This is a genomic window from Cupriavidus necator (assembly GCF_040578825.1).
GTDB classification, from domain to species: Bacteria; Pseudomonadota; Gammaproteobacteria; order Burkholderiales; family Burkholderiaceae; genus Cupriavidus; species Cupriavidus necator_E.
Window position 1 is genome coordinate 31,790 of sequence record NZ_JBEFLI010000058.1, and the last position, 16,149, is coordinate 47,938.

General features: G+C 68.4%; 16 protein-coding genes and 1 pseudogene. 8 read left to right on the forward strand and 9 right to left on the reverse strand.

Going from position 1 to position 16,149, the window contains the following annotated elements:
• Window positions 1-19: 19 nt before the first annotated feature.
• A complete protein-coding gene (locus tag AB1I47_RS24465; protein WP_354686294.1) occupies window positions 20-1,264 on the reverse strand; it encodes a GGDEF domain-containing protein in 1,245 nt (414 codons plus the stop codon).
• A 591-nt stretch (window positions 1,265-1,855) separates the two neighbouring features.
• On the opposite strand from AB1I47_RS24465, the gene AB1I47_RS24470 reads away from it, so the two are divergent.
• Together AB1I47_RS24470 and AB1I47_RS24475 are read left to right on the forward strand one after the other, a co-directional pair.
• Window positions 1,856-2,089 (forward strand): IclR family transcriptional regulator, encoded by a 234-nt coding sequence (locus AB1I47_RS24470; RefSeq protein WP_354686295.1) that lies wholly within the window; start codon window positions 1,856-1,858, stop codon window positions 2,087-2,089.
• A gap of 180 nt (window positions 2,090-2,269) precedes the next feature.
• The gene (locus tag AB1I47_RS24475; RefSeq protein WP_354686296.1) at window positions 2,270-2,638 is read left to right on the forward strand and encodes a helix-turn-helix domain-containing protein; all 369 of its coding nucleotides are present in this window, start codon (window positions 2,270-2,272) and stop codon (window positions 2,636-2,638) included.
• A 21-nt stretch (window positions 2,639-2,659) separates the two neighbouring features.
• On the opposite strand, the pseudogene AB1I47_RS24480 reads toward AB1I47_RS24475, so the two are convergent.
• From AB1I47_RS24480 to AB1I47_RS24500, 5 genes and pseudogenes are all read right to left on the reverse strand, one after another.
• Window positions 2,660-2,839: pseudogene (locus AB1I47_RS24480) on the reverse strand (class I SAM-dependent methyltransferase); the annotation flags it as partial.
• A gap of 60 nt (window positions 2,840-2,899) precedes the next feature.
• Entirely contained in the window at window positions 2,900-3,781 is an 882-nt protein-coding gene (locus AB1I47_RS24485; protein WP_354686297.1) for an ABC transporter permease, read from the reverse strand.
• Between the two features lie 17 nt (window positions 3,782-3,798).
• Entirely contained in the window at window positions 3,799-4,692 is an 894-nt protein-coding gene (locus AB1I47_RS24490) for an ABC transporter ATP-binding protein (protein ID WP_354686298.1), read from the reverse strand.
• A 2-nt stretch (window positions 4,693-4,694) separates the two neighbouring features.
• A complete protein-coding gene (locus AB1I47_RS24495; protein ID WP_354686299.1) occupies window positions 4,695-5,705 on the reverse strand; it encodes an ABC transporter substrate-binding protein in 1,011 nt (336 codons plus the stop codon).
• A gap of 80 nt (window positions 5,706-5,785) precedes the next feature.
• A complete protein-coding gene (locus tag AB1I47_RS24500; RefSeq protein ID WP_354686300.1) occupies window positions 5,786-6,709 on the reverse strand; it encodes a TauD/TfdA dioxygenase family protein in 924 nt (307 codons plus the stop codon).
• 310 nt (window positions 6,710-7,019) lie between these two features.
• Here AB1I47_RS24500 and AB1I47_RS24505 point away from each other — a divergent pair, with 310 nt between their 5' ends.
• The 6 genes from AB1I47_RS24505 to AB1I47_RS24530 all read left to right on the forward strand — a co-directional run bounded on the left by AB1I47_RS24505 (window position 7,020) and on the right by AB1I47_RS24530 (window position 13,087).
• Window positions 7,020-8,150, forward strand: coding sequence for an ABC transporter substrate-binding protein (locus AB1I47_RS24505; protein WP_354686301.1), 1,131 nt, complete (start codon window positions 7,020-7,022; stop codon window positions 8,148-8,150).
• A gap of 4 nt (window positions 8,151-8,154) precedes the next feature.
• Complete coding sequence (locus AB1I47_RS24510; RefSeq protein WP_354686302.1) at window positions 8,155-8,991, forward strand: ABC transporter permease; 837 nt, start codon at window positions 8,155-8,157, stop codon at window positions 8,989-8,991.
• Between the two features lie 12 nt (window positions 8,992-9,003).
• Window positions 9,004-9,804: an ABC transporter permease gene (locus AB1I47_RS24515; RefSeq protein ID WP_354686303.1), complete on the forward strand. Its 801-nt coding sequence runs from the start codon at window positions 9,004-9,006 to the stop codon at window positions 9,802-9,804.
• A gap of 27 nt (window positions 9,805-9,831) precedes the next feature.
• A complete protein-coding gene (locus AB1I47_RS24520; protein ID WP_354686304.1) occupies window positions 9,832-10,620 on the forward strand; it encodes an ABC transporter ATP-binding protein in 789 nt (262 codons plus the stop codon).
• 29 nt (window positions 10,621-10,649) lie between these two features.
• On the forward strand, window positions 10,650-11,612 hold the full coding sequence (locus AB1I47_RS24525) for a TauD/TfdA dioxygenase family protein (protein ID WP_354686305.1): 963 nt from the start codon (window positions 10,650-10,652) through the stop codon (window positions 11,610-11,612).
• 200 nt (window positions 11,613-11,812) lie between these two features.
• A complete protein-coding gene (locus tag AB1I47_RS24530) occupies window positions 11,813-13,087 on the forward strand; it encodes an O-acetylhomoserine aminocarboxypropyltransferase/cysteine synthase family protein (RefSeq protein WP_354686306.1) in 1,275 nt (424 codons plus the stop codon).
• A gap of 111 nt (window positions 13,088-13,198) precedes the next feature.
• Here the strand turns inward: AB1I47_RS24530 and AB1I47_RS24535 are convergent, their stop codons facing one another.
• From AB1I47_RS24535 to AB1I47_RS24545, 3 genes are all read right to left on the reverse strand, one after another.
• Window positions 13,199-14,107, reverse strand: a complete 909-nt coding sequence (locus AB1I47_RS24535) for a lysylphosphatidylglycerol synthase domain-containing protein (RefSeq protein WP_407935905.1) — start codon at window positions 14,105-14,107, stop codon at window positions 13,199-13,201.
• A gap of 47 nt (window positions 14,108-14,154) precedes the next feature.
• Complete coding sequence (gene clsB / locus AB1I47_RS24540) at window positions 14,155-15,372, reverse strand: cardiolipin synthase ClsB (RefSeq protein WP_354686307.1); 1,218 nt, start codon at window positions 15,370-15,372, stop codon at window positions 14,155-14,157.
• Window positions 15,373-15,439: 67 nt separating this feature from the next.
• The gene (locus AB1I47_RS24545; protein ID WP_354686308.1) at window positions 15,440-15,784 is read right to left on the reverse strand and encodes a hypothetical protein; all 345 of its coding nucleotides are present in this window, start codon (window positions 15,782-15,784) and stop codon (window positions 15,440-15,442) included.
• Window positions 15,785-16,149: the final 365 nt, after the last annotated feature.

The following is a 16,149-nucleotide window of genomic DNA, read 5'->3' on the forward strand; positions in this document are numbered from 1 at the left end:
GCCGGGATCAAGCAGGCGATCAGCCAGCCGGATCCGGCGCCGGCCCGAGCAAAGGCGTGGCCATCGCGCGCGCCGCAGCCGGGGCGGGCATGGACGAAGCCAGCACATAGCGGTCGCGCCCGTGCTCCTTGGCGTGGTACAGCGCGCGGTCGGCATCGGCAAACAGCGCGCGCCACAACCCTTCCTTGCTGCCCGGGCCGCCGCGCAGCTGCGCCACGCCGATGCTGACGCTGGCATAGCCCTGTCCCGCCGGCAGCTCGATGGCGCGCACCTTGCGCAGGATGCGGCTGGCCAGCGCCGACGCCTGGTGCTCGTCGGTATGCGGACACAGGATGCAGAACTCTTCGCCGCCGTAGCGCCCGGCCACGTCCGAGGCGCGGCGCGAATTATCCAGCGCCAGCGCCACTTCGCGCAGCACCGCGTCGCCGGCGTGGTGGCCAAAGGTGTCGTTGACCTGCTTGAAGTGGTCGATATCGATCACCAGGCAGGCCAGCGGCGCGCCGTCGCGCTGCCAGCGCGCCACCAGGCTGAGCGCCGACATCTCCAGCGCGCCGCGGTTGAGCAACCCCGTCAGCGCATCGACGCGCGCGCCGCTTTCGTTATGCGCGACGATCTGCTCCATCGCCATCACGGTAAAGCCGAACAGGCCCAGCAGCGTGGCGATCAGCGGCGCCAGCACCCAGGCCGAGCCGGCCGGGTTGGCAAAGAACAGCGTCACCGGCGCCGCGCCCGCGACAGGAACGCCCATGGCATGGCTGAAGCCCGCCAGTTGCGTGGCCAGCTGCACCAGGCTGGCCACCAGCACCAGCGGCGCGCCGATGCTGCGGCGCCCGCGGCCGACGCGCGCCAGCGTGGCGAAGGTCGCCAGCGACACCAGCGCCAGCACGCCGTAGACGATGCGCAGCGCGAGCTGCGGGCCGTCGGGCAGGCTGCCGGTGATCACCATCAGCCCCAGCACGATCACGCCCGCGCCCACCAGCGCGCCGGGATGCGCCGGCACGCCATAGTAGAGGCGCACCCCGCGGTAAATGATCAGCCAGCCGCAGACGAAGCCCCCGGCGCCGAACAAGCCGAGGTGAACGGCGCCGCCGGCCGCGCTGACCGCAAGCGCCAGCCCCGCGGCGGACACCAGCACGTGACCGAACGCCCATAGCCGCCCCGCCTCGCTCGCGCGCAGCGCGAACACCAGCCCCGCCGCGATGATCAGCGTGCTGCAGAAAAACACCATCATGACGACCGCAATGGTCTGCTGGTCCAGGTGCACGGGGTTCCTCAAGGATTCCGTTTGCCGTGCCGTCAATATCGATCGGCGGGCATCGGGTCAGGGACTGTCGCAAAAGGCGAGTCATGGCGCAGTTTGTGACGCAATCTGCGTCTGGACTCGCACGAGACAGCGCATGATAGCCCGCCCACGCTGCCGTATGGCACCCCCGACAAGCCGGGTCGGGTATGCTGCTCTCCCCGCTGTTCGCCCGGGTCGAGATTACGTGGCTTCGGGCCCCCAAATCGCATGATGTCCGGCAATGCGCGGCCGCTTCCCTCACTCACCCCGGATCATGGTGCTGCTGCTTTTCTACAACACCGTTGCCGGACAGCCGCTGCGGTAATACCGAGGCGCCAAGCGCCTTTGGCTACGCCCGCCGCAACCGATGCACCACATTATCCTGCCGCTTTCGCCACGCCGCCATCACTCCGCCATTGCGCCACCATCATCCGCCCGCGGTGCGGCGGAATTAGAGGGCAACTACCCCGCTTTTGGTTAAGCAGGCACTGCACGGCGTAGATAGAATCATGCGTTGCCTGTCCCTGTCGTATTTCGCGGCAGGGCTTCGCAGCCGTGCTATCCCGACCTGGTATGACCGTTCCCGTTCTCTCGCTTGGCGCTATCCTGGATGATCTGCGCAGCGCTCCGCGCCCGCTCACTTCCGCCGAGTACACATACCTTGCCCACCTGCGGCAACGCATCGTCACGGGCGACGCCGACCTGTGGACCACGCTCGAGACCGCGGGCGTGCCCTGCAGTGAGCGCCGCCTGTCGCCCGAGGTGGTGCTGGCGCTGACCGCCATCGGCCAGCTCCCGATGCACTGACGGTGCCCGCGCACGCCAGCCGGGCGCAGCCCGATTGCTGACGATTCGCCTGGCAATCTCGGAAATCGCCACCTGTAACCTTGCCGACGCCGCGGCTACGATCGCCTCACTTCGATCCGCCGGTGTCGGGCCATCGCGCAAGCGCGCTGTGCAGGACCCCGCCCCGGCAAGGGCAAAGGCATGGCTTTCCATCTCAACAACAGGCGCGTCAGCTTCCTGTCGTTGCGCGCCTTCGTGGCATTGATGCAGCACCGTGACACTGCCCGCGCCGCGCGCGCGCTGGGCATCCAGTCACAACGACTCCACTACCAGATCCGCGGCCTCGAGGCCGCGCTCGGCACACCGCTGTTCCGCGTGGGCAGCCCGTCGTGGCTGCCCACGCCGGTCGGCGTCAACGCGCTGCCCAAGATCATCGCGATGCTGGCGATCTGGGACCAGCTCGCCGCCGGCACCTGCAGCAGACACCGCGACGCCGCGGCGCTGGCACCGGCCGTCGACTCGGCCGGGCGCGACGGTATCGCGTTCTGGGTCAGGCAGGCGACGATGTAGGGCGCAGTGCAGCGCTCACACGAGCCGCGGCGTGAACTTGCCGGTGCCTGCGCCCAGGTCGAGCACGGTGCGGCCGGCGCGCAGGCCGAGCGTGTCGCGCAGCCAGGTATCGATGGCAACGGGATAATCGGGACGTCCGCGCGCGTAGGTATCGGCCTGGCTGGCGAATCCCTGTGCGGCGGCGTGGTGGATGGCGGTCATGCGGGGCTCCGGTGGGGTACCGGTGCGCTAGCCTACTCCGCATGAGCGGGCGGGGCAAGGCTAGTGCTGCATGCCCCAGCGGCGCACCGTCAGCTTCTCCAGCGTGGTGAACACCAGCCCCTCCACCAGCAGCCCGATCAGGATCACCGCGGCCAGTCCGGCAAAAACACGGTCGGTGTACAGCTCGTTGCGGTTCTGGAAAATAAACCAGCCCAGCCCGCCCTGCCCCGACGACGCGCCGAATACCAGCTCGGCCGCGATCAGCGTGCGCCAGGCAAAAGCCCAGCCGATCTTCAGCCCGGAAAGAATCGCCGGCAGCGCGGCGGGCACCAGCACCAGCGCAACATAGCGCAGCCCGCGCAGGCCGTAGTTGCGCCCCGCCATGCGCAGCGTCTGCGGCACCGCCTGGAAGCCGGCGTACATGTTCAGCGCCAGCGGCCACAGCACCGAATGGACCAGCACGAAGACCAGGCTCTTGCTGCCGAGCCCGAACCACAGCAGCGCCAGCGGCAGCAGCGCGATCGCCGGCAGCGGGTTGAACATCGCCGTGAGCGTGTCCAGCACATCGCGGCCGAAGCGCGTCGATACCGCCAGCGAGGTCAGCACGAAGGCAAGCACGATGCCGGCCGCGTAGCCGCGGAGCAGCACCGACAGCGACAGCGCCGCCTTGCCCGGCAGCTCGCCACTGGCCACCGCCTCGGCAAAGGCGCGCAGCGTGGCCAGGCAGGACGGCAGCAGCAGGTCGTTGTCCTGCAGGCGCGCCACCAGCTCCCACACCAGCGCGAGCGCCAGCAGGATCACCGCCTTGCGCAGCCAGCCTTGCTGCCACAGCCGCTGCGGCCAAGGCAGCGCCCGTGCCAGCGGCGCCTCGGTAAATGGTTCGGGCTCGCGTTCGTATTCGGGGCGAAGCACGTCGGCGAGCGCCACGGTCGGTTGCGTCATGATGCGATGTCCTTCATTCAGCGGCCCGCGGCGCTGCGTGCGCGCGGTGCTTGCCTGTTATCGGCGGTTTTGGCGGCGGCGGTTTTGGCGGCGGCGGTTCTGACGGCCGGTTGGGCGGCCGGTTCGCCGAACAGCAAGCTATGGATGCGCTGCGCCGCGGCCTGGAATTCGGCGCCGCCCTGGCTGGCCAGGCTGAACTGGTGGCTGTTGAGCTCGGCCCGCACGCGGCCCGGATGCGGCGACAGCAGCAGGATGCGGCTGCCCACCACCAGCGCCTCTTCGATCGAATGCGTGACGAAAAGCAGCGTAAAGCCGGCGTCGTCCCACAACGCCAGCAGCTCTTCCTGCATGCGCCGGCGCGTCAGCGCGTCCAGCGCGGCGAAAGGCTCGTCCATCAGCAGCACCTTGGGCCGCATCGCCAGCGCGCGCGCGATCGCCACGCGCTGTTTCATGCCGCCCGAGAGCGTATGCGGGTAGGCATCGGCAAAGTCGGCCAGCCCCACCTTCTCCAGGCTGTCCAGCGCGCGCTCGCGCGCCTCGGACCGCGACAGCCCGCGCGCCTGCCGCAGCGGGAACATCACGTTCTGCGCCACGGTCTTCCACGGCGGCAACTGGTCGAACTCCTGGAACACGACGATGCGGTCCGGCCCCGGCTGCTGCACGCGCCGGCCTTCCAGCCGGATCTCGCCTTCGCACGGCGGCACGAAACCGGCCACCGCCTTCAGCAGCGTGGACTTGCCGCAGCCGGACGGTCCCAGCAGCACGAAGCGGTCGCCCGCATGCACATCGAAGCTGACGCGATGGGTGGCGCGCACGATACGCTCGGGCGTGCGGTACTCCAGCGAGACCCCATCCACTTGCAGCAACGGGGCGGCGCGGTCAGACACCACGCGCAGGCTGTGCGACGCCATGGTCAGCTCCCCTGTGCGGTAACGGGATCCTGGAAGAAGTAGTCCTGCCAGGACCTGGGCTGGTTGCGGATCGCGCCCACGCGATGCATGAACGACGCCAGCGCAAAGGTGTTCTGCGGCGCCACGCGGAACTGCACCTGCGGGTTCTTCAGCACGCGCAGCAGCAACGCGCGGTCGGTCCGGGCCTTGCTCTGGCGCAGGTAGATATCGGCCGCGGCTTCCGGATTGGCGGTGGCAAACGCGGCGGCCTCAGCCAGCGCATCGACAAAGGCGCGGTACGTCTTGGGGTTGTCGTTGCGGAACTTCTCGGTGGCGTACAGCACCGTGGAAGAGCTGGGGCCGCCCAGCACGTCATACGAGTTCAACACGATGCGCGCGTTCGGGTTGCCGGCCAGTTCCTGCTCCTGGAACGGCGGGTTGCCGAAGTGGCCGGTGATCTCGGTGCCGCCGGAGATGATCGCCGCGGCGGCGTCAGGGTGCGGCACCGCGACGGTCCACTTGTCGAGCCGGTTGAATTCCTTGTCGCCCCATTGCCTGGCGGCGGCGAACTGCAGCACGCGCGACTGCACCGACACACCCACCGCCGGCACCGCGATGCGGTCCTTTTCGGTGAAGTCGGCAATCGATTTCACCTTGGGATTGTTGCTGACGAGGTAGTACGGGAAATTGCCCAGCGACGCCACGCCGCGCACGTTCTGCTTGCCGTGGGTGCGGTCCCACAACGTCAGCAACGGCCCGACGCCGGCGCCGGCGATATCGATCGCGCCCGACAGCAGCGCGTCATTGACCGCGGCGCCGCCGGAGAGCTGGGTCCATTCGACCTTGATGTCGACGCCCTGCTGCTTGCCGTGCTTCTCGATCAGTTGCTGGTCGCGCGCCACGTTGAGCAGCAGGTAGACCACGCCGAACTGCTCGGCGATGCGCAGCTTGCCTTCGGCGTGCGCGGCGCCGGAAAAGGCCAGCCCTGCGCTCAGCGCCAGCACGCCGATCTTGCGGGAAAAACGAGAGAACATTGTTGAAGCTCCGGAAATAGGGGGATGAGCGCGCGCCGCTGCGGACGCCTTGTGAATGCCTTGCAAAAGGGCCTGCCGCGTCAGCGCGGCACGTCGCCCTCGATGGTGGTGCGGTACATCACGCGCCGCAGCGCGGGCGGACAGCCCGCGGCCAGATGCAGCAGCGAGCGGTTGTCCCAGAACACGAGGTCGTGCGGCTGCCACTGGTGGCGATAGATATGCTCGGGCCTGACGCTGTGCGCGAAGAGCTGGTCGAGCAGGTCGCGGCTTTCATCGTCGGGCAGGCCGGCGATGCGCGTGGTGAAGTGCTCGCTGACGAAGAGCGCCTTGCGGCCCGTTTCCGGATGGGTGCGCACCACCGGCTGCAATACCGGCCTGACCTGCGCGATCTGTTCCGGCGTCAGGTTCGGGCGCCACGGGCTGCGCTGCTGCAGTTCGGCGTAGCGCGCCAGGTAGGTGTGCTCGGCCTGCCGGCCGTCCACGGCCTTCTGCAGCGCGGGCGGCAGCGTGTCCCACGCCAGATGCATATTGGCGAACAGCGTATCGCCGCCTTGCGCCGGCAGCTCGCGCGCATGCAGCAGCGAGCCCAGGCTCGGCTTCTCCTTGTACGACAGGTCCGAATGCCAGAAGTGGCCGGCGTCGCCCAGTCCGATCGGCTTGCCGTTCTCGACCACGTTGGACACCACCAGCACTTCCGGATGGCCCGGCAACTGGAACTGGTGCAGCACGTGGATCTGCAGCGGCCCGAAGCGGCGGCTGAATGCGATCTGCTGCGCGGGCGTGATCTGCTGGTCGCGGAACACCACCACGTGGTAGTCGAGGTGCGCGCGGTGGATGCGGGCAAAGTCCGCATCGGACAGCGGCTGCGACAGGTCCAGCCCGATCACTTCGGCGCCCAGCGGGGCGTCGAGCGGTCGGATCTCGAAGGCATCGGTGGCGAATGCGGGGGCGGGCGGTGCGCTCTGGCGGCGCGAAACACTGGCGTGGGCGGTAGCGGTCGTCATGGCAAGCTGTGGCATATGGGGGAGCCGGTGCGGCCCGGGTGGCTAGCGCCCCCGGAAGCCGCGTACAAGCTTGCACTGTAGGGATCGGGCCATTGCACGGTCAACGAATCAAATCGCTGGCCCTTATCCGCTTATCGCATATCCATGTCTCGACATTGTTAGCGATCACGGCTTGCGCATGCCGATATGCCGGCGTCGCGCCTCGCGCCATATGCGCAAAGCCGATAACGAATGCCGCAATCATTCGTTCAGCTCCGGCCGCGGCGCCGCTTATCGTGGAGCGGTCTTCCACTCCGACCAGGCCTGCACGATGAAGCCCCTGCGCCCCGATGCCGAAGCGCCGCATACGCTCAACCGCCGCGACATGCTGCGCTGTGTTGCCTGGTCCGGGCTCGGGCTGGCGGCATCGCTGTCGCCGCTGTCCGCGTTCAGCGCGAGCGCTTCGGCGCGGCCCGACGTGATCCGCATCGGCGTGGCGCAGCCAGCCACCGGCACGCCGCCCAGCTTTGCCGGCAGCTCGCTGGCGATCGCCCATGCGCGCGGCTGGCTCGAGGAATCGTTCAAGCCGACCGGCACGCGCGTCGAGTGGTTCTTCTTCAAGGGCGCGGGCCCCGCGGTCAACGAGGCGCTCGCCAACCGGCAGCTCGACTTCGCGTTGCAGGGCGACCTGCCTTCGATCGTCGCGCGTGCCGCCGGGCTCAAAACACGGCTGGTGCTGGCCACCGGCGTGCGCGCCAATATTTACGTCGGCGTGCCGCCGGACTCGCCGCTGAAGACGGTCAGCGACCTGCGCGGCAGGCGCGTGTCGCTGTTCAAGGGCACCAATATGCATCTGCCCGCGCTGCGCCTGCTCGAAGCCAACGGGCTCTCGGACAAGAACCTGCGCCTGCTGAACCTGGACACAGCCGGCTATCTCGCCGCGCTGTCGACGCGCGATATCGACGCCGCCATCGGCGCCATGGACATCCTGCGGCTGCGCGACAAGGGCGCGGTGCGCATCCTGTACTCGAGCAAGAACCAGTCGCCGGTCTACACGCGGCAAAGCCATGTGCTGGTGACCGATGACTTCGCCACGCGCTATCCCGAGGCCACGCAGCATCTGGTCAAGGCTGCGGTCGAAACCGCGCACTGGGCCTCCGACGAAAGCCATCGCGAGGAAGTGCTGCGCACCTGGGCCCGCGCCGGCACACCGTATGACCACTGGAAAGAAGACTTCGACGGCGAGCCGCTGCGCGTGCGCCTGAACCCCAACTTCGATCCGTTTCTGGTGAGCCGCTACAAGGATGCCGCCGAGCAGGCCTATCGCTTCCGGCTGAGCCGCGCGCGCATCGATGTCGACCAGTGGATCGACCAGCGCTTCCTGAAGGCTGCGCTCAACGACCTGAGCCTGCAGAGCTACTGGCCCATCTACCAGCCCAACGGCAAGATCCTCGGAGCCTGACGCCATGTCCGCCGTCGATTCGCTTTCACTGCCCGCCGCCGCAGCGCCGCGCGCGGCGTCTCCCCGCAAGCCCCTGCGCTGGCAGCACGCCACGCGCTGGCTGCTGGCCTGGCCGGTGCCGCTGACGCTGCTGCTGGTCTGGTACGTCGCGGCGCGCAACGCATGGATCCCGCCCCAGGTATTGCCCGAGCCCGAAGCGGTGGCGCGCACACTGGCGGACCTGTGGCAAAGCGGCGAACTGCAGGCCAATCTCGCGATCAGCGCGCTGCGCGTCGCCGGCGGCTTTGCCGTGGGACTGGCCGGGGGGCTGGCGCTGGGCGCCGCCATGGGCTTGTCGCCGACCTTGCGCGACTACGTCTACCCCACCTTCAAGGCCTTCAGCCAGGTGCCGGTGCTGGGCTGGCTGCCGCTGCTGATGCTGCTGGTCGGCATCGACGAGGCGCTCAAGGTGATCCTGATCGCCAAGGCCGCCTTCGTGCCGGTCGCGCTGAACACGTACAAGGGCATCGGCAGCGTGCCGGTGCGCTACCTGGAAGTGGCGCGCGTGCTGCGGCTCACGCCCTGGCAGACGCTGTCGCGCGTGGTATTGCCGGCGGCGGCCGCGCCGGTGTGGAACGGCGTGCGCTACGGCCTCACGCATGCGTGGCTGGCACTGGTGGTGGTGGAGCTGCTGGCTTCGTCCGAAGGGCTGGGCTACATGATCGTTTACGGCCGCCAGCTGTTCCAGCTCGATCTGGTGATTGCCGCGGTAGTCGTGGTCGGCCTGGTCGGCTTTACGCTGGACAAGGCGCTGGCGCTGGCCGAAGGCGCGGTGCTGCGCTGGCGCAAGCCGGGTTTCTGAAGCGAGGCCGCGATGACGAGATCCGCAAACGTCGTGCGCCGGATCGCACTGCCGCGCGCCCTGCGCGGCTGGGTGCTGCCGCTGGTGCTGCTCGCGTTGTGGTGGGCCGCGGTGCGTTTTCACTGGACCACCTCGCCGCTGCTGGTGCCGGTCTCCAGCGTCTGGGACACCGCTGTGCGGCAGGTGCAGAGCGGCGCGCTGTTCGTATCGCTGTCAGCCAGCCTGTGGCGCGACCTGGCCGGCTTTGCCATTGGCGCCAGCGTGGGACTGTTGTTTGGCGCGGCGCTGGGGCTGTCGCGCCTGTTCGAACGGCTGGTGGGCCCGAGCTTCCACACCGTCAAGCAGATTTCGCTGTTCGCATGGATCCCGCTGATTTCGGTGTGGTTCGGGCTGGGCGATGCCGCCAAGGTGGTGTTCCTGTCGCTGGCGGCATTCTTTCCGGTGGTGCTCAACACCTTCGAGGGCATCCGCGCGGTGCCCGCCGACTTGCTGGAAGTGGCGCGGGTGCTGCGCTTTACCCGCGCGCAGGTGCTGTGGCGCGTGGTGCTGCCGTCGGCGGCGCCGTCAATCTTTGCCGGCATCCACCTGGGGCTGATCTATGCCTGGCTGGCGACGCTCGGCGCGGAGTACCTGCTGGTGTCGGGCAAGGGCATCGGCAACACCATGGTCGACGGGCGCGAGAACTTCTGGATGGACCTGGTGATCTTCGGCGTGATCGTGGTCGGCCTGGTCGGCTTCACGCTCAACTGGATCGCCAGCCGTATCGAACGACGGTTGCTGGCGTGGCGCGGACGCTCGGTGGCGGCCGGCTGAACTTCCCCTGACTGACGGAGAACCTGTATGCCACATGCCGGCACGCTCAGCATTGCGCACCTGCACAAGCAGTACGAAGTGAAGGGCCGGGCCCTGCCCGTGCTCGAGGACATCACGCTGACGATCGCGCCCGGCGAATTCGTCAGCATCGTCGGTGCCAGCGGCTGCGGCAAGTCGACCTTGCTGCGGCTGGTGGTGGGGCTGGAAGAGGACTACCGCGGCGAGATCCTGCTCGACGGCAAGCGCGTGTCGGGCACCAGCCTGCAGCGCGGCATCGTGTTCCAGGAGCACCGCCTGTTCCCCTGGCTGACGGTGGAACAGAACATCCGGCTGGCGCTGCTCAACCTGCCCGGCAGCAGCGCCGACAAAGAGCGCAATATCGCCGGGCATATCGCCCTGGTCGGGCTGCGCGGCTTCGAGCAGGCGTATCCGCACCAGCTCTCCGGCGGCATGTCGCAGCGCGTGGCGATTGCGCGCGCCCTGGTGACGCGCCCGGAAATCCTGCTGCTCGACGAGCCCTTCGGCGCGCTCGACGCGATGACCCGCACCTACCTGCAGCAAGAGCTGCACCGCATCTGGCAGGCCGAGGGCATCACCATGATCCTGGTCACCCACGACGTCGAGGAAGCCGTCTACCTGGGCGACCGCGTGGTGGTGATGGAGCCCCGCCCGGGCCGCATCCGCCGCATCGTGCCGGTCGACCTGCCGCACCCGCGCGAACGCGCCGGGCTGCCCTTTGCCGGCGTGCGCGATGCGGTGCTGCGCGAGTTCGCCGGCCAGGTGCCGACGCAACAGCCCGAACTCGCCGCTGCCTGACCCACCCACTTTCCACCCGGAGCCTCGTGATGACCCAAGCCAATATCCCGCAAGACCAGCCGGTGCAACTCGACATCCGTCCGGTGGCCGGCCGCATCGGCGCCGAAGTGCACGGCGTCGCGCTGCACGGCGACCTGCACCCTGCCACCTTCGCCGCCATCCGCGATGCGCTGCTGCGGCACAAGGTGCTGTTCTTCCGCGACCAGGTGCATCTGGACGATGCCGCGCAGCAGCGCTTTGCCAGCCTGTTCGGCGACACCGTGCCGCACCCGACCGTGCCGTCGCGCGACGGCACGCATCTGCTCGAACTCGATTCCGAACACGGTGGCCGTGCCAACTCCTGGCATACGGACGTGACCTTCGACCTCGCTTACCCCGCGGTGTCGGTATTGCGCGCGGTAACGGTGCCCGCCGCCGGCGGCGACACGGTATGGGCCAATACCGCGGCCGCATACCAGGACCTGCCCGAGCCGCTGCGCGCGCTTGCCGACCAGCTGTGGGCGCTGCACAGCAACGACTACGACTACGCGGCCAGCCACGTCAACGCCAACAGCGCGGGGCTCAGGCGCTACCGCGAGCTGTTCACCTCCGCGCTCTACGAGACCGAGCACCCGGTGGTGCGCGTGCATCCCGAGACCGGCGAACGCACGTTGGTGCTGGGCCACTTCGTCAGGAAGCTGCTGGGCTATTCGGCGACGGATTCCGCGCACCTGGTATCGGTGCTGCAGGGCCATGTGCACCGGCTCGAGAACACCGTGCGCTGGCGCTGGCGCACCGGCGATGTCGCGATCTGGGACAACCGCGCCACCCAGCACTACGCCATCAACGACTATGGCGATGCGCGCCGCGTGGTGCGCCGCGCGACCGTCGCGGGCGACGTGCCGGTCAGCGTGGACGGGCGCCGCAGCGTGGCGGTCAAGGCGGGCGTGCGCCGCGACGGCGCCGCGCCGGCCAACCAGTCCGCCGACCCGGGGCGGCAGCACGCCGCCTGATCGCACCCGCCACGGAGCCCGTTCCATGTCACAGTACGAGCCGACGCGCCAGCTCGCGCGCTGCAGTGCTGGCCCGCTGGTACCATCGGCTGGCCCGCATGCGCCTGCGCGGCACTTGCACGGCGCATGCGCGGCATGCCCGGCGCCACGGCAACCAATGCCCCGGCGCGCCGGTCCGGCACAACAACAAGAGAGAAAACATGAGACTGGAAACCCTGGCCGTCCACGGCGGCTATTCGCCTGACCCGACCACGCGCGCCGTGGCGGTGCCGATCTACCAGACGGTGGCCTACGCCTTCGACAGCGCGCAGCACGGCGCTGATCTGTTCGACCTGAAGGTGCCGGGCAATATCTACAGCCGCATCATGAACCCCACCAACGACGTGCTCGAGCAGCGCCTGGCCGCGCTCGAGGGCGGCGTGGGCGCGCTGGCGCTGGCCTCGGGCATGGCGGCGGTCACCTATGCGATCCAGACCATCGCGGAGGCCGGCGACAATATCGTGGCGTCGAGCCAGCTTTACGGCGGCACCTACAACCTGCTGGCGCATACGCTGCCGCAGTCCGGCATCGAGACGCGCTTTGCCGATGGCCGCAACCCGGCCAGCTTCGGCGACCTGATCGACGCGAAGACCAAGGCGGTGTTCGTGGAGTCGGTGGGCAATCCGCTTGGCAACGTGGTCGATATCGAGGCGATCGCGCGCGTGGCGCACAACCACGGCGTGCCGCTGATCGTCGACAACACCGTGCCGTCGCCCTACCTGTGCCGGCCATTCGAGCATGGCGCCGATATCGTCGTGCATTCGCTGACCAAGTACCTGGGCGGCCACGGCAACAGCGTGGGCGGCGCCATCGTCGACAGCGGCAAGTTCCCGTGGGCACAGCACAAGGCGCGCTTCAAGCGACTGAACGAGCCCGACGTGTCGTACCACGGCGTGGTCTACACCGAGGCGCTGGGCCCGGCCGCCTATATCGGCCGCGCGCGCGTGGTGCCGCTGCGCAATACCGGCGCGGCGCTGTCGCCGTTCAACGCCTTCCTGATCCTGCAAGGGATCGAGACGCTGGCGCTGCGGCTGGACCGCATCACCGGGAACGCACTGGCTATCGCGCGCCACCTCCAGCGGCATCCCAAGGTGGAGTGGGTCAACTTCGCCGGCCTGCCGGACCATGCCGACCATGCGCTGGTGCAGAAATACCTGGGCGGACGCGGTCCCGGCATCCTGTCGTTCGGGCTCAGGCAGGGCGGACGCGAAGGCGGCGCGCGCTTCCTCGATGCGCTGCAGCTATTCACGCGGCTGGTCAATATCGGCGATGCCAAGTCACTGGCCACGCATCCGGCTTCGAGTACGCATCGGCAGCTCAATGCCGAGGAGCTGAAGGCGGCGGGGGTCAGTGAGGATATGGTGCGGTTGTCGGTGGGGATCGAGCATATTGATGATCTGATCGAGGATCTGGAGCGGGCGCTGGCGGCTGCGTAGACGCGCATCCGGTCTGATCACGCTTGCAGCAGGCTCCCCTCTCCCCCTGAGGGGAGAGGGCGAACACCTTGCTTAGGCTAGTTCGGGCGGCTTCATCCGGCGTGGTTTATTTCAAGCTCCTTCGTGCTTCCCCTTGGCCTCCAGCACAAAATACCCCACCGCCCCCACCACCAGCGGAATCAGGTAATACAACGCCCGGTACGCGATCAACGCCGCCACCAGCAGCGCATGCGGCACCTGGTCCCCCAGCATCGCAAAGAACACCGTCTCGATCACGCCCAGCCCGCCCGGCACACGGACCACCACACCCGCCAGGCCCGAAGCCAGCAACACACCCAGCACGGTGAAATAGTCGGCATGCGTATGCAGCAGCGCATGCATGATCGCCGCCACCGCCATCCAGTTGGCGGCAGACACCAGGCATTGCAGCACCGCGAAGCCAACCGACGGCACATGGATATCATGGTCGCGCACGGTGCGATGGCGTCCGCGCCAGACCACACAAGCTGCCAGGTAGGCCGCGGGGGCCGCCAGCATCAGCATGCCCAGCAGCCGCGTGGCCAGCGGCGGTATGCCCCACTCGGGCGGCAGCACCACCAGTTGCCCGGCCAGGATGGTCCCCGCCAGCAGCGCATACCCCAGCCAGTTGCTGCTCACCGCCACCGCGAACACGCTCCAGACCTGCGGCGCGCTCAGCCCCGCGCGCGAATACAGGCGATAGCGCACGCCCGCGCCGCCCAGCGTCGCACCAAGGTTGAGGCTCAGCGTATAGCTGACATAGGCGATTGCCATCACGCGGCGCGCTGGCAGCGGGTGCTCGGCATAACGCACGCCAAGCACGTCGAACTGGCTGTACAGCAGCCCGCTCAGCGCGACGAAGCCCACGGCCGGCAGCAGCGTGCGCGCGTCGAAACCGCGCAGCGCGGTGATGACCGCATCCCAGTCGATGGTGCCGAGCTTGCGCGCGATCAGCGCCACCACCGCCGCAATGAAGAGGATGCCGATGGCACGCCGCCACATCGGCCAGCGCGCATGCTGGCGGATCGCCGAGATGGCTTGCGCGACCACTATTCGGTCTCCCCTTCCAGCACGATCACGCGCGCCGGACGGCGCGGATCGCCCGCGCGCGGCGACACCAGCCGCGGCGTATGCGCGGGCAGCCAGCCGGCCCAGGCCGGGAAGCGGCGCAGGAAGTGGAACATCAGCGTGGAGCCGACCACGTCGAGCAGCGTGCGCTTGTGCTTGCGCGGCGGCACTTCGCGGCAACGCTCGGCGATCAGCGCCTGCAGCCGGCCGCGCAGCATGCGCGCAAAGGCGGGCTCGCGGATCACCAGGTTGGCTTCGAGGTTCAGTGACAGGCTGAGCGGGTCAAGGTTGCTCGAACCCACGGTGGCCCACGCCTCGTCGACCACCGCGATCTTGCCATGGAAGGGCCGCTCCACGTACTCGAGGATCTGCACGCCGGCGTCCTGCAGGTGGCTGTACAGCAGGCCGCCCGCGCGCGCCACCCAGGGCATGTCGGGCTTGCCCTGCAGCAGCAGGCGTACCTGCACGCCACGCGCTGCCGCTTCGCACAGGGCATGCAGCAGCCGGTAGCCCGGCAGGAAATACGCATTGGCAATCACCACCTCGTGCCGCGCGGCGCGGATGGCTTCGAGGTAGGCAAATTCGATGTCGTTGCGATGGCGGTGGTTGTCGCGCGTGACCAGCCGTACCGTGGTGGGTGCGGCCGGTGCGGCGCGGTTGTGGATGCGCGGTGGCGGCGGACCAGGACAGGCACCGGGCATCGCCCGCAGCAGGAAGTCATGCACCTGCCGCGCCGCGGGTCCCTGGATCTCGACCGCATAGTCCTGCTTGGCCAGCGGTCCGTAGTCATAGAGATGGTGGACCGAGAAATTGATGCCGCCGACGAACGCCACCTCGCCGTCGATCGCGATCAGCTTGCGGTGCATGCGGCGGAAGATATGCGTGCGGATGCCGAACAGCCGCCGCCGCGGCGAGAATGTGCAGAAATGCACGCCCGCCTTCACCAGCTCTGTAATAAAGACCGGTGTCAGGTCGTGCGAGCCGAAGCCGTCGACCGTGACCGCCACGCGCACGCCGCGGTGCGCCGCATTGAGCAGCGCCGCGTGCAATTTCTTTCCTACCTCGTCGTCGAACAGGATAAAAGTTTCCAATAGCACGCTTTCCCGCGCGCGCGAGATCGCGTCGAATACGCGGGGAAAGTACTCTTCGCCGTTCTCCAGCAGGCGAATGCCGAGGGGGGCGGACTGCAGCGGTGTCATGGCCGGAAGGAAGTCGCAAACAGCATGCCAGCCGGCGCGTGATGCCCGATGCTCGCGGGTGCCTGCGCTACTGATGCCAGCGGCCGCTCCGCCAGCGCGACAGCAGCGCCGCCACCAGCAACCCCACCAGCAACCCGATGGCGGCGGCCATGACCACCGCCATCGATGGCGCATCGTCCTTGCTGGCCTTCGCCAGCGGGCCCAGCGACTGCCAGTCCGCCGGCGTGATCTGTGTCATCGCTGCGGCGCCGTCGAGGCCGTACACGCAGATCTCGCCGCCGGGAAGCTGGCAGAAACGCTCGCGCGGGCAGGTCTTCAGGATCTGCTGCGGCAAGCCTTCGCCGCAGCGGGCACCTGCGCTGCGCAGCACCTGGAGGGTGACATCGGGATGCCGGGTGAGTTGCTCGGGCATGGCGGCCTCGCATCGGGGTGGCGATGCCATTCAGCGTAGTGCAACGGTGAGAGTGCGGACGCGCGGCCAAATTCGCCGGCCGTGGACAACAACAGCACGAGCCGCCGATCAACAACACCAGCAGCACGAGTCCTCTCTGCATGCGCCCATCACCCCTTGTGCGCAGCACGACAATTGCTCCCGCCAACCCTCCGCAAATGCCCTACACTCGACTACACGTCCTGCGCAAGCCCACGAAGCATGCCCGGGATCACAACACGACACGCGCATCGAGAGACCTGCCATGTCCACGGTTGCGAGCTTCGAGATCGGCTACACCCGTTACCTCGCCCCGCCGGGCGACGCGTCTTCCCCCACTTCCCCTC

Bases quoted from the DNA above. Each gene is read 5' to 3' on its own strand.
- AB1I47_RS24470 (WP_354686295.1), top strand. From the start codon at position 1,856: ATGACCGTTCCCGTTCTCTCGCTTGGCGCTATCCTGGATGATCTGCGC.
- AB1I47_RS24475 (WP_354686296.1), top strand. From the start codon at position 2,270: ATGGCTTTCCATCTCAACAACAGGCGCGTCAGCTTCCTGTCGTTGCGC.
- AB1I47_RS24485 (WP_354686297.1), bottom strand. From the start codon at position 3,781: ATGACGCAACCGACCGTGGCGCTCGCCGACGTGCTTCGCCCCGAATAC.
- AB1I47_RS24490 (WP_354686298.1), bottom strand. From the start codon at position 4,692: ATGGCGTCGCACAGCCTGCGCGTGGTGTCTGACCGCGCCGCCCCGTTG.
- AB1I47_RS24495 (WP_354686299.1), bottom strand. From the start codon at position 5,705: ATGTTCTCTCGTTTTTCCCGCAAGATCGGCGTGCTGGCGCTGAGCGCA.
- AB1I47_RS24500 (WP_354686300.1), bottom strand. From the start codon at position 6,709: ATGACGACCGCTACCGCCCACGCCAGTGTTTCGCGCCGCCAGAGCGCA.
- AB1I47_RS24505 (WP_354686301.1), top strand. From the start codon at position 7,020: ATGAAGCCCCTGCGCCCCGATGCCGAAGCGCCGCATACGCTCAACCGC.
- AB1I47_RS24510 (WP_354686302.1), top strand. From the start codon at position 8,155: ATGTCCGCCGTCGATTCGCTTTCACTGCCCGCCGCCGCAGCGCCGCGC.
- AB1I47_RS24515 (WP_354686303.1), top strand. From the start codon at position 9,004: ATGACGAGATCCGCAAACGTCGTGCGCCGGATCGCACTGCCGCGCGCC.
- AB1I47_RS24520 (WP_354686304.1), top strand. From the start codon at position 9,832: ATGCCACATGCCGGCACGCTCAGCATTGCGCACCTGCACAAGCAGTAC.
- AB1I47_RS24525 (WP_354686305.1), top strand. From the start codon at position 10,650: ATGACCCAAGCCAATATCCCGCAAGACCAGCCGGTGCAACTCGACATC.
- AB1I47_RS24530 (WP_354686306.1), top strand. From the start codon at position 11,813: ATGAGACTGGAAACCCTGGCCGTCCACGGCGGCTATTCGCCTGACCCG.
- AB1I47_RS24535 (WP_407935905.1), bottom strand. From the start codon at position 14,107: ATGTGGCGGCGTGCCATCGGCATCCTCTTCATTGCGGCGGTGGTGGCG.
- clsB (WP_354686307.1), bottom strand. From the start codon at position 15,372: ATGACACCGCTGCAGTCCGCCCCCCTCGGCATTCGCCTGCTGGAGAAC.
- AB1I47_RS24545 (WP_354686308.1), bottom strand. From the start codon at position 15,784: ATGCCCGAGCAACTCACCCGGCATCCCGATGTCACCCTCCAGGTGCTG.